The sequence below is a fragment of the Streptomyces sp. NPDC096324 genome (assembly GCF_044763015.1).
Lineage (GTDB): Bacteria > Actinomycetota > Actinomycetes > Streptomycetales > Streptomycetaceae > Streptomyces.
The window spans coordinates 74549-86400 of record NZ_JBIWFK010000007.1; the positions used below are offsets into that span (position 1 = coordinate 74549).

At 71.1% G+C, this 11852-nt stretch carries 11 protein-coding genes; 6 read left to right on the plus strand and 5 right to left on the minus strand.

The genetic code is table 11. From position 1 onward, the window contains the following. Window positions 1–16 precede the first annotated feature (16 nt). Together ACIQ7M_RS20250 and ACIQ7M_RS20255 are read right to left on the minus strand one after the other, a co-directional pair. The gene (locus ACIQ7M_RS20250; RefSeq protein ID WP_403646094.1) at window positions 17–430 is read right to left on the minus strand and encodes a DUF5958 family protein; all 414 of its coding nucleotides are present in this window, start codon (window positions 428–430) and stop codon (window positions 17–19) included. Window positions 431–707: 277 nt separating this feature from the next. Beyond that, complete coding sequence (locus ACIQ7M_RS20255) at window positions 708–1178, minus strand: DIP1984 family protein (RefSeq protein ID WP_108710717.1); 471 nt, start codon at window positions 1176–1178, stop codon at window positions 708–710. 376 nt (window positions 1179–1554) lie between these two features. Between ACIQ7M_RS20255 and ACIQ7M_RS20260 the strand changes: the two genes are divergently transcribed. From ACIQ7M_RS20260 to ACIQ7M_RS20270, 3 genes are all read left to right on the plus strand, one after another. Next, a complete protein-coding gene (locus ACIQ7M_RS20260; RefSeq protein WP_355759813.1) occupies window positions 1555–2067 on the plus strand; it encodes a helix-turn-helix transcriptional regulator in 513 nt (170 codons plus the stop codon). A gap of 55 nt (window positions 2068–2122) precedes the next feature. Next, window positions 2123–2713, plus strand: coding sequence for a hypothetical protein (locus ACIQ7M_RS20265; RefSeq protein WP_355759812.1), 591 nt, complete (start codon window positions 2123–2125; stop codon window positions 2711–2713). A gap of 116 nt (window positions 2714–2829) precedes the next feature. After that, a complete protein-coding gene (locus ACIQ7M_RS20270) occupies window positions 2830–3168 on the plus strand; it encodes a DUF2516 family protein (protein WP_355759810.1) in 339 nt (112 codons plus the stop codon). 407 nt (window positions 3169–3575) lie between these two features. Here ACIQ7M_RS20270 and ACIQ7M_RS20275 read toward each other — a convergent pair whose 3' ends face one another. From ACIQ7M_RS20275 to ACIQ7M_RS20285, 3 genes are all read right to left on the minus strand, one after another. Continuing rightward, window positions 3576–4913 (minus strand): SpoIIE family protein phosphatase, encoded by a 1338-nt coding sequence (locus ACIQ7M_RS20275; RefSeq protein ID WP_355759808.1) that lies wholly within the window; start codon window positions 4911–4913, stop codon window positions 3576–3578. Between the two features lie 497 nt (window positions 4914–5410). Further along, the gene (locus tag ACIQ7M_RS20280; protein ID WP_403646099.1) at window positions 5411–6553 is read right to left on the minus strand and encodes an NlpC/P60 family protein; all 1143 of its coding nucleotides are present in this window, start codon (window positions 6551–6553) and stop codon (window positions 5411–5413) included. Window positions 6554–6807: 254 nt separating this feature from the next. Beyond that, window positions 6808–7620: a class I SAM-dependent methyltransferase gene (locus tag ACIQ7M_RS20285; protein ID WP_403646102.1), complete on the minus strand. Its 813-nt coding sequence runs from the start codon at window positions 7618–7620 to the stop codon at window positions 6808–6810. Window positions 7621–7999: 379 nt separating this feature from the next. Here ACIQ7M_RS20285 and mshA point away from each other — a divergent pair, with 379 nt between their 5' ends. The 3 genes from mshA to ACIQ7M_RS20300 all read left to right on the plus strand — a co-directional run bounded on the left by mshA (window position 8000) and on the right by ACIQ7M_RS20300 (window position 11843). Then, the gene (mshA, locus tag ACIQ7M_RS20290; protein WP_403646105.1) at window positions 8000–9337 is read left to right on the plus strand and encodes a D-inositol-3-phosphate glycosyltransferase; all 1338 of its coding nucleotides are present in this window, start codon (window positions 8000–8002) and stop codon (window positions 9335–9337) included. A 71-nt stretch (window positions 9338–9408) separates the two neighbouring features. Then, entirely contained in the window at window positions 9409–9900 is a 492-nt protein-coding gene (locus ACIQ7M_RS20295; RefSeq protein WP_355759802.1) for a YbjN domain-containing protein, read from the plus strand. A 188-nt stretch (window positions 9901–10088) separates the two neighbouring features. Beyond that, window positions 10089–11843 carry a glycosyl hydrolase family 28-related protein gene (locus ACIQ7M_RS20300; protein ID WP_403646108.1) on the plus strand — a complete coding sequence of 585 codons (1755 nt, stop codon included), beginning with the start codon at window positions 10089–10091 and terminating at the stop codon, window positions 11841–11843. Window positions 11844–11852: the final 9 nt, after the last annotated feature.

Below are 11852 nucleotides of genomic sequence, written 5' to 3' on the forward strand. Positions count from 1 at the left end.
GTGAAAGCGCGAGGGATCAGGCCGAGGCTTCGGGGGTGTCGACAGACAGGCGATGCCACGCGTGGCCGCAACCGTCGGAGCAGAAGCGCTCTCGTCGGCGTTCGTCGGCGACGGCCAGCACCGCGATCAGTAGCCGGAATGACTTTAGGCGCTCGTCGTGCGGGGTGAGACTGGCGATCTTTCCGAGTTGCTGGTCGATCCGCCCTCGTGTGATCAGAACTGCCGGTGTGTGCGTGGCGCGAAGTCCGGCGCGTCGGATACTTTCCGGGCCGTCCTCGGCGGTGGCGCGGGCCTGAATGCAGAAATGTGACAGGAGGCGCAGGGTGTTGGACTGCTCTTCAGCGGAGAGGCTCTCGAACCACTCGATGCCCTGTGACATCGGCCGAAGCTCCTGGGCGAGCTCGTTGAGAGTGATGTACGGATCAGCCATTCGCACGCCCCCGTTTCGCTCGGATCGCCGTTGTCCATGGTGTTGCGATGTGGAAAGCCCCGAACCCGCCCTCACTGCTTCGGATCTGCACGTGGTGATGTGCTGTGCGATGTGCACCTTTACCTGTACGCCGTGCTGAGCTGCACTGTTGATGGGGAGTCGAACCCCCGCGTTGCTCTTCACGCGCCAGGAGTGGGCTGGAAAACCGCCGGCCCTCGGTGTGTGCACGCCTCCGAAGCTGCTACCTGCTCCACATCGTCCCCGCCTGCTGGACTACTCAGTCCAGCAGATCCGCCTCCCAGTTCGTACGCTGGATCCGTATATCGACCTCGCGGATCTCCCGCGCGAGAACATCCGCCTGACCGCGCAGTTCCGCCACCGGAAGCGCGGAAAGCATCATCAGCTCGGACCGAAGCTGTCGGCCGTATCCCCGCTCGCCGCTACCCGCCGCCGCGTCCGCCGCCGCGGTGACCACGGAGTGACGCAAGCGCAGGACATCCCGGCGTGCGAGGGCATCGGTGAGCGTGCCGTCCGAGCCCATCTCCACGGTGGCATTGGTCCGGTTGATCCGCCGGATCAACGTTTCCAGAGCGCTCAGCACCTCACCGGCCTCAGCCAGCAACTGGGCGGCATCCTCGGCGGGCGTCTCCCCCTCCTGGTACCGCGCACTGCTGACGACGCGCGCTCGCAACTGTTCTACACGGCGCGTCGCTTCCGCACGTTCTGCCAGTGCCTCAGCAAGCTTCACTGTCTCCACCTCCCCCTCCATGAGCTCGCACGAGTATACGAGTGCGAACCAGCTCATACGCACTTGGATTTTGATCCACAGGGGCTCTGACCAGCCACTGGAACGAGAGCGGACAGCCGCTCAGAGCGCTACGCAAAGAGAACCCGACAGTGCGAACGAGAATGAGTGGGAATCTGCCGGTTTCAGCGAGGCCGGACAACAGGCTGGCCAGCTTCGCCAGGACTCCGCCAAGTCGTTCGCCAGAAGCGCTGGGACTCGCCACATCTACTGAGAACGGACACAGGGCGACCGGCCCCAGGGGCGTGCCTTCGTGGCGTGGCGCACTTTTGCAAGCAGGTGCTTGCAATAGTTAGCGACGATGAGGCAAGGTGGGGGCATGGCATCGCTCAACGTCGGCAATCTCGGTGAGTATCTGCGGGAACAGCGGCGCACCGCGCAGCTGTCGCTGCGGCAGCTCGCCGACGCCGCCGGGGTGTCCAATCCGTATCTGAGCCAGATCGAGCGCGGGCTGCGCAAGCCGAGCGCGGAGGTGCTCCAGCAGGTCGCCAAGGCCCTGCGGATCTCCGCCGAGACGCTGTACGTGCGAGCCGGCATCCTCGACGCCGAGCGGGACCGGGACGAGGTGGAGACGCGTGCCGTCATCCTTGCCGATCCCACGCTGAACGAGCGGCAGAAGCAGGTGCTGCTCCAGGTCTACGAGTCCTTCCGCAAGGAGAACGGATTCGAGATCGCGCCGGCGGACGAGACCGGTCACGGCGGCGAGGTGCCCGGCACCGACGCACCCGAGACTCAGGACATACCGGACGCCCAGCCTCCACAGGACACCGCCGTCCGCGGCCCCCGCACGGCCGACGGCAGCGATGCCGGTCCGCAGCAGAGCGCGAGCTGACCGCATGCGGATCACCAAACCCTCAGCTGAAAGCGATTACGGGAGGACCATCGTCATGGCCATCACCGACGACATCCGCAAGGCCGCCACGGACCCGACCCCGCTCTACTTCCTCGCCGGCACCGCCGACCTGGCCGTTCAGCAGGCGAAGAAGGTCCCCGGCATCGTGGAGCAGATCCGCGCCGAGGCCCCGGGCCGGATCGACAACGTGAAGAACATCGACCCCAACGCCGTCCAGGAGAAGGCCACCGCCCGCGCCAAGGTGGCGCAGGAGAACCTCCAGGCCAAGGTGACGGAGATCCTCAGCACCCTCGACACCGACCTGAAGAAGCTCGGCGAGTCCGCCCAGGACCTCGCCCTGCGCGGTGTCGGCGTCGCCGCCGAGTACGCCGTCAAGGCGCGCGAGACGTACGAGAAGGTCGCCGAGCACGGCGAGCAGACCGTGCGGACCTGGCGCGGCGAGGCCGCCGAGGAGATCGAGGACTTCGCCATCGCCGTCGAGCCGAAGGCCGAGCCGGTCGAGGTCAAGGAAGAGGAGAAGCCGGCGGTCGCCGCCGTCGAGGACGCCTCCTCCAAGAAGAGCCCGGCGAAGAAGGCCTCGGTGCGCAAGCCGGTCGCCAAGAAGACGGCTCCGCCCGCCAAGTAGGCGAGCGAAGCACCACGATTCCGCCGTGCGCGGACGGGCCGGGCACTCTCCGAGTTCCCGGCCCGTTCTCCGGGTACGGTGGCCGTAGAGACGACTCGAACCGGGCGGTGGACATTGTGCTGATGACGGCATTCGGCGGTCTGATGTGGCTGATCTTCACAGCCATGCTCGTGCTCGCCGTGGTGGCGCTGGTGCTCGCCGCGATCGCCCGTGAGGACGCCTACCGCGCCGCCGACAAGCAGAACAAGGTGTTCTGGTTGATCATCCTCGGGGTCACCGTGGCGGTGAACCTGCTGGTGCCGATGCTCTTCCTCCAGCTCGCGGGCCTGGTCGCCACGATCGTCTTCTTCGTGGACGTGCGCCCCGCGCTGCGCCAGGTCTCCGGCGGAGGCGGTGGCCGCCGAGGCGGCAGCAGCAGCGACGGCCCGTACGGCCCGTACAACGGCGGCAGGTAACCACCCCCGGCCGGCAACAGCCGCCCCCCACCCACATCCGGGACCCGGAGGGTCGCCCCGGCACGGCCACCACGACGCACCCGCAATCGGGAGCGCACGGGCCGGACCGGCGCGGCCCCACGATGCACCCGCAGCCGGTCACACCCGGAACAGCGGCACGGTCACCACGACGATCCGCGCCCGGCGACGCACGGGAGGGGACGTGTCGGTACATCAAATGCCCGCAGGCCGGACGGATCAGCACCCATCCGCACCTCGAAACGCAGCTGAGATCCGTTCGGATGCGGGCGGATGTACCGGCGCGGCCCCGACCCACCACCGGCCGGAACCCGGCACCGCAAACGCCGGCGCAGTGAACCCGCGACAGCCGGCGCAGTTACCCGGCGACCGCCAGAGGCGAGCCCCCGCTAAGGACCCCGGTCCAGCAACAGCACCGCCACGTCGTCCGCCAGCTCCCCGCCGTTGAGTTCCCGCGCCTCGTTCACCGCCGCACGCAGCAGATCCTCGCCCTGGAGCCCCAGCGCGAGCTGCCGCCGGACCATGTCCACCATGCCGTCCAGGCCCAGACGTTCCTTGCCCACGCCGGTGTGACCCTCGATCAGGCCGTCGGTGTAGAGCATCAGACTCCACGCGGCACCCAGTTCCACCTGCATCCGCGGCCAGCGGGCGTTCGGCAGCAGACCGAGCGCGGGTCCGTTGTTGTCGTACGGCAGCAGTTCCGCGGGTCGGCCCGGACGGGCGATCAGCGGGGACGGGTGGCCGGCCAGACAGAGCCCGGCCCGGCGCCCGTCCGGCGCGATGTCCACGGTGCACAGCGTCGCGAAGATCTCGTCGTTCTCGCGCTCGTGCTCCAGAACCTGCTGCAACGTGGACAGCAGCTCGTCGCCGCACAGCCCCGCGAACGTCAGGGCGCGCCACGCGATACGCAGCTCCACACCGAGCGCCGCCTCGTCGGGCCCGTGCCCGCAGACGTCACCGATCATCGCGTGCACCGTGCCGTCGGCCGTGCGCACGGTGTCGTAGAAGTCGCCGCCGAGCAGCGCGCGGGAGCGTCCCGGGCGGTAGCGCGCGGCGAAGCGCAGCGAGGAGCCCTCCAGCAGCGGTGTCGGCAGCAGCCCGCGCTCCAGGCGGGCGTTCTCCTGGGCGCGGAGCTTGGACTCGGTGAGCCGGCGTTCGGCCTTGTCGGAACGTTTCCGCTCCACCGCGTACCGGATCGCGCGGCTCAGCAGCCGGCTGTCCAGCTCGTCGCGGAAGAGATAGTCCTGGGCGCCGACGCGCACCGCCTCCGTGCCGCGCTCGGCGTCACCGGACGCGGTGAGCGCGAGGACGGCGTGGCCGGGCGCGAGCCGCAGGACGTGCTTGAGCGTCGCCAGCTCGTCGGCGCCCTCCGCCGCCCGGCCCGGCGCGGGCAGCGCGAGGTCGAGCAGGATGCAGTGGACGTCGTCGGTGAGGAGCCGCTCGGCCTCGGTGAGGTTGCGGGCGGTACGGACCCTGACCGGCTTGCCGGCCGCGTCGAGCATCTCGGGCACGCCGAGCGAACCCGCCGGGTCGTCCTCGATGACCAGGAGCGTGAGATGGGTGGTGCCGGGGTTCGGGGTCGTGGTGGTCGTGGTGCGGGCTTCCGGTGCTGTGCCGGCGGGGCCGCCGGTGGTGTCGCCGGATGGGCCGCCGGGTGAGAACACGGCTTGAGCCTGACCACTCTCCACGGCCGGGATCGCTCTCTGCCGCGGTACGGGTACGGGCATCGTCTGGGTTCCTTCCCTCCCCCCGAGGGCGTGGTGGGCGAAGGACCTCGACCCACCGACGGGGACCATAGCGCCCGCCGGTGCCGCAACGGAATGGCCGACGGCGCGCCGTGGGGCAAAGGGCCACCGTCATATGCCGCATCCCGTAACGCATTTGGACACGACGCGGTCCCGCCGGGGATGACGAAGGTCACGTCCCCGGGCTCGGGCGGCCGGGGCAACCGTGCGGTGGGTCACGTGCGGCGCGTCACGCGTACGCCCTCCCGCGAGACGGAGCGCGCCGTGCGCGGCGCCGGATGCCCGCCACGCGCGGCGCCGGATGCCTGATCGGACGGGCCCCACCGCCATGTCACCTGCGCCTCGCAGGCTCCACTGTTCCGCCCGGTCCAGGCCGAGCGCCGGTCACCTGCCGCGCCCGGCGCGCACCCGGCGGTCGCCGGGCACGCGATCCAGCCGGACGCACGCACCCGTCTCCGCGAACCGCCGACGGAACGCCGTCACGAGTGGCGGCGCACCTCCTTCGTGGCGTCGCCGCCCGACGAAGCGGCGTCCGCGTCCGGCCGTACGACGCCCAGGATCCGCATCGAACCCGCGCCCGTGATCGTCACCGTGCGCCCGGGGCGCGGGGCGTGCACGATCGCGCCGTCCCCTATGTACATCCCGACATGGCTGGCGTCGTCGAAGTAGATGATCAGGTCGCCGGGGCGCATGTCCTTGATGTCGATGTGCCGGAGTTGCTTCCACTGCTCCTGCGAGGTGCGGGGGATGGGGTGACCGGCGGCCGCCCAGGCCTGCGAGGTGAGCCCCGAGCAGTCGAACGTCTTCGGGCCCTCGGCGCCCCACTCGTACGGCTTGCCGATCTGGTCGGTCGCGTACTTCACGGCCTTCTTGCCCTGTTCGGACGCGTCGCTCTTGATGTCGGCGAGGACGCCGGAGCTCAGCCAGGCCGACTGCGCCTGGTGGGCGGCCTCCTCCTCCAGCTTGGCGAGCCGCTCCTTCTCCTTCTTCTCCAGCCGGGACTCCAGCTTCTCGGCGTCGGAGATCCGCTGCTCGATCTTCTTCTGGGCCTCGGCCCTGGCCTCGCGGTCGGCCTCCAGCTTCCGCCACTGCGCGGAGGCGTCCTTCGCGTACTGCCGCAAGTCCTGCTGGGTGCGCGCCATCTCGTCCAGCAGTCCCCTGGTGGCGTGCTCGCCCTGCCGCACCCGGCCGGCTCCGTCCAGGAATTGCTCCGGGTCGTCGCTCAGCCACAGCCGTGCCTCGGGCGGCAGGCCCCCGCCGCGGTACTGGGCGCGGGCCGCGGCACCCGCGCGGTCCTTCAACGTGTCCAGTTTCGCCTGGCCCTTGACGATCTGCTGGGCCAGCCCGACGATCTCGGCGGACTGCTTCTGGGTCTTCTCCTCGGCGGCGTTGTACGCGTCCGTGGCGACCGCCGCTTCGTGGTAGAGCTTGTCGAGCTTCTTGCGGACCGCTTCAAGGTCCTTGTTGCTCACGGGTGTCGGGGTGGCCGTGGGAGTCCTGGTCGGCGCCGGTTTCGGTGCCGGGCTCGCGTAGGCCGTCCCTGACGGCGCCAGCACCACGCAGGCGCATGCGCAGGCCAGGGCCATGGCCGCCGTGGTCAGACTCCACTTGCCGGATCCCATCTCCGCCCCCCACCTGATTTACCGTCAGTAACTTACGGACGCCTGAGGGATCGTGCCATGTCGGCGCGCAATGCGACAGAGCCGGGCAAGAAACTCCCTTCCCTCGCGCGCGAGGCAGGCAGGAACTCCCTTCCCCGGAGCCCGCGTCGGCATGACGATCTCATCCCCCGGCCTGTGTGACGTGCGACTCACCGAGATCGTTCCCCCCGGGCCACACACTGGTCGCCTCCCGGTCGCCTGACCCCCGCACTCCGTCAGGCGTGGGGCGCCAACGCCTCCCAGCGCACCGTCACTTCGCCCTGCCGCCAGCGGGCGGCCGTGTCCACGACCGGCCAGTCGGCCGTCAGATCGCGGACCGTGCGTATCCAGCGCTGTCTCGCGCCGTACGCGGCGTACGGCGCGGCGGCCGCCCAGGCGCGGTCGAAGTCCCGCAGGAACGCGTGCACGGGCTCGCCCGGCACGTTGCGGTGGATGAGGGCCTTCGGCAGCCGTTCGGCCAGGTCGGACGGGCGGTCCAGGGAGCCGAGCCGGGTGGCGAAGGTGACCGTGCGCGGGCCTTCCGGGCCGAGGGCGACCCAGACGTGCCGACGGCCGATCTCGTCGCAGGTGCCCTCGACGAGCAGTCCGCCCCGGGAGCCGGGCCCAGCGGGCGCGAGCCGAGCGCGGAGCCGCCGCCAGACCTCGGCGACCTGCTCCTCGTCGTACTGGCGCAGCACGTTCGCGGCCCGGATCAGATGCGGCCGGCCCGGCACCGGAACCTCGAAGCCGCCGTGCCGGAAGGCGAGGCCCTCGCGTTCGTACGGGCGGGCCGCGGCGACCCGCGCCGGTTCGATCTCGACGCCGAAGACGTGGGTGCGGGGGGCGGCGACGCGCAGCCGGGTCAGCAGCTCGACGGCGGTCCACGGCGCGGCGCCGTAGCCGAGGTCCACGGCCACCGGTTCCGGTGCCCGGCGGAGTTCGGCGCCGTGCGTGGCCGCGATCCAGCGGTCCATGCGGCGCAGGCGGTTGGGGTTCGTCGTCCCGCGCGTCACCGTGCCCACGGGCCGGGACGCTGCGCGGGTTGTCATGCGTACGAGAGTAGGCGGCCCGCGACGGACCGGTTGACCCTGTGGACAACCGACGCCCGCTCCCACGCCCGCTGTGGAAAACCCCGGCGCGCCCGGACGGCCAGAAGCGGGCAGGGGCGGGCAGGAGCGAGGGCGGGAACGGGAAGAGACGGGCAGGGACGGGCAGGGACGGGCAGGGACGGGCAGGGACGGGCAAGGTCCGGGCCGAAACGGGTAAAGGCAGCCAGGGAGGCAGACGCATCCCGTCGTCGAACGGTTGAGCGACACGGGGTAATGATTCGGCAAAGGGGAAATGGAGCGGACCCGTCCGGCGTTCCACCTCCTGGAGGGCGTGAACACGTCCTCCGACCGGCATGCCCGCGGCAAGGAGGATGGCCACGTGAGTCAGTACGTGAGCAGGCTCGGGCGTCGCTCCCCGGCAGCGTCCTCGCTGCTCAGGCTGCACCGCAGGCCCCGCCGCGTGGCCATGCTCTCCGTGCACACCTCGCCCCTGCACCAGCCCGGCACGGGCGACGCGGGCGGCATGAACGTGTACATCGTCGAACTCGCCCAACGGCTCGCCGCGATCAACATCGAGGTCGAGATCTTCACGCGGGCCACCACCGGGGCACTCCCGCCGGCCGTCGAACTGGCCCCGGGCGTCCTCGTCCGGCACGTCGACGCGGGCCCCTACGAGGGCCTGGCCAAGGAAGACCTCCCCGCCCAGCTCTGCGCCTTCACCCACGGCGTCATGCAGGCCTGGGCCGGTCACCGCCCCGGCTACTACGACCTCGTGCACTCGCACTACTGGCTCTCCGGTCACGTCGGCTGGCTGGCCGCCGAACGCTGGGGCGCGCCCCTGGTCCACGCCATGCACACCATGGCCAAGGTCAAGAACGCGGCGCTGGCCGAGGGCGACACCCCCGAGCCCGCCGCGCGTGTCATCGGCGAGACCCAGATCGTGCGCGCCGCCGACCGCCTCATCGCGAACACCGCCGAGGAGGCCGACGAGCTCGTACGCCACTACGGCGCGGACTCCGGCAGCGTCGCCGTCGTCCACCCCGGGGTCAACCTCGACCGCTTCCGGCCCGCAGACGGCCGTGCCGCCGCCCGCGCGCGGCTCGGCCTCCCGCAGGACGCCCTGATCCCCCTCTTCGCGGGCCGCATACAGCCCCTCAAGGCCCCCGACGTGCTGCTGCGCGCGGTCGCCGTCCTGCTCGACGAGCGGCCCGAGCTGCGCCGCCGGATCGTCGTCCCCGTGGTGGGCGGTCCGAGCGGCAGCGGGCTCGCCAAGCCCGAAGGGCTCCAGAAGCTGGCGGCGCGGCTGGGCATCGCCGACGTCGTACGGTTCCGGCCGCCCGTCGGGCAGGACCAGCTCGCGGACTGGTTCCGGGCCGCGAGCGTGCTGGTCATGCCCTCGTACAGCGAGTCCTTCGGGCTGGTCGCCATCGAGGCGCAGGCGGCCGGTACGCCGGTGCTCGCGGCCGAGGTGGGAGGCCTGCCGGTGGCCGTGCGCCACCAGGAGACCGGCTTCCTCGTACAGGGTCACCATCCCGCCGACTACGCGCGCGTGCTGCGCGAGTTCGCCGACGACGAGACCCTCGTGGCCCGGATGGGCGCGGCCGCGGCACGCCACGCGGAGCGCTTCGGCTGGGACACCGCGGCGGCGGCGACGGCGGACGTGTACGCGGCGGCGACCCAGGACCACCGGCGCCGCCTGCGCGCCCACCACGCCTGACGCGTCCACCCCGTGCCGACGCGGGTGTGCCCCGTTCGGTGGGCCTCCCGCGGGTCACGTACGCTCGCCGCATGGCTGACGCAGCGTCGATCATCGAGCAGGTCCTCACCGAGGCCGAGCTGGAGTGGGAGAGCCCCGGCGCGGGCTCGTACGTCGTGAAACTGCCCGGCACGCGCAAGCTCTCGACGACGGTCTCGCTGATCGTCGGCCGGCACTCGCTGTCGCTGAACGCGTTCGTGATCCGCCACCCCGACGAGAACCACGAAGCGGTCCACCGCTGGCTCCTGGAGCGCAATCTCAAGCTCTACGGGGTCGCCTACGCGGTCGATCCCCTCGGAGACGTGTATCTGGTCGGCAAGCTGCCGCTGACCGCCGTGACCCCGGAGGAGATCGACCGTCTCCTCGGATCCGTCCTCGAAGCCGCCGACGGCTCCTTCAACACCCTCCTGGAACTCGGTTTCGCCTCCGCGATCCGCAAGGAGTACGCGTGGCGGGTGTCCCGCGGCGAGTCGACGCGCAATCTCGAAGCGTTCACACATCTGACTCAGCGGCCGGCCAACTGACGCTCCTCGTCCGGCAGTTCCTCCGGCACTTGGCCTTCTCCTATTAGCCCGTGCGGGACCCTTTCCCCGCCCCGGGTCTCCGTGGCATGCTCACCGCCGACGCAGATATGAACATCGTTCACATCCATGAAAAGCGCACGGAAACGGGAAGTGCACGGAAACGGGAACGCGTGGAAGGGCGGACGGGCATGAACGACAGGCACGGGTACGCGGGGATCACCAGGCGGGCGCTGCTCGCCGGCGCCACGGCCGTGGCGGCCGGCGCCGTCACCGCTACGACGGCCGCCGCGGCGGCGCCGGGGACGGCAGTGGTGTTCCCACCACCCGCACGGGGCGTCCGCGTCGCCCCGTCCGGCAGCACGGCGGGCGCCTCCGCCCGGACCGGAGAAGTCCCGGCGCTCTGGCGGGAGTTCGTCCGCTCCCCGTTCACCCACCCGCAGATCCCGTACGTCGGCAGGTCCGGCGCGCACCGCGGGGCCTCGCGCCTGCCCCGCCGTCCCGTCGTGACCGACATCCGCGACCACGGTGCCGTCGCCGCCGACGGCACGACGGACTGCGCTCCCGCGATCAACCGTGCCATCGCCGCCGCCGGAAGGGCCGGCGGTGGCACGGTCACCATCCCGCCCGGGACGTTCCGCATCGACGGCCTGATCCACATCGGCCACTCGAACGTGGTCCTCCGGGGTGCCGGCAGAGGCCGTACGACGCTGTACGCGACCAGGAACCTCACCGAACTGATCGGCGCCTACGGATCCCGCTACGGCGGCGACAAGTCGTCCTGGTCCTGGGCCGGCGGCCTCATCTGGCTGGCCCCCACGGCCCGTTGGCACTCCCTCGTCGCCGCCATCCGGGCGAAGGCCTGGCCCTTCGAGGGCTGGACCGGCAACTCGCGCGACGCCTGGCGGACCCTCACGACCGTCGAGCCCGCGCGCCAGGGATCGTGGACGGTGACCGTCGCGGACGCCTCCGCACTGCGCCCCGGCGCGCTCGTCCTGCTCCGCCTCGCCGACGACGCCGGCCACACGCTCCTGGAGCACATGTCGGGCGGCGGACCGGGACCGGAGGCGTACTTCTGGGACGACAAGACCAAGCTGACCTCGTACGTCCCCTACGAGTGGCCCGTCCGCGTCGCCCAGGTGCGCGGCCGCAGGGTGACCCTCGAACGCCCCCTCCCGCTCGACGTACGCCCGGAGTGGGACCCCCGGCTGACCACACACGTCGAGGAGCTGACCGGCTCCGGGGTGGAGGGGCTGACCCTGGAGGCCGTGGAGACACCGCAGTCCCCGCACCTCCTCGACAAGGGCCACAACGGAGTCGTCCTCCAGTGCGCCTACGACTGCTGGGTGGACGACGTCACGGTCCGCCACGTCGACAACGGCTTCGGGCTCGTCGCCGCCTCCGCCTGCACCCTGCGCCGTACGACCGTCGCCGGACGCGGCTCGCACCACCCGTACTTCTGCCGCGAGGGCTCGCACGACAACCTGATCGAGGACTTCACCGTCGAGGAGCGCACCGTTCCCGCGCCCGCCGGAACCCAGCTGCACGGCATCAACGTCGAGGGCCTGTCCTCGTACAACGTCTGGTCGCGCGGCGACATGCGGATGGGCACCTTCGACTCCCACCGCGGACTGCCCTTCGCGAACGTCCGTACCGACATCACCGTCGACAACGACGGCCGGCACGGCGGCGACGCCTCGGCGGGACCGCTCTTCGGGGCGCGCTTCACCCACTGGAACATCCGGGTCACCAACGGCCGGGCCGGTCTGATGAAGATCGACGGCCTCGCTCCCCGCAGCGCCACCGTCGGCGTCAACGAGGTCACCGAGTTCGACCAGATCGATGTACCCGACTTCACCGGAGACCTGCGTTCCCGGCTGGAGCTGTACGGGACGACGGACGTCGTACGGCCGCGCAATCTGTACGAGGCCCAGCGCGGCCTCTAGGACACGCGG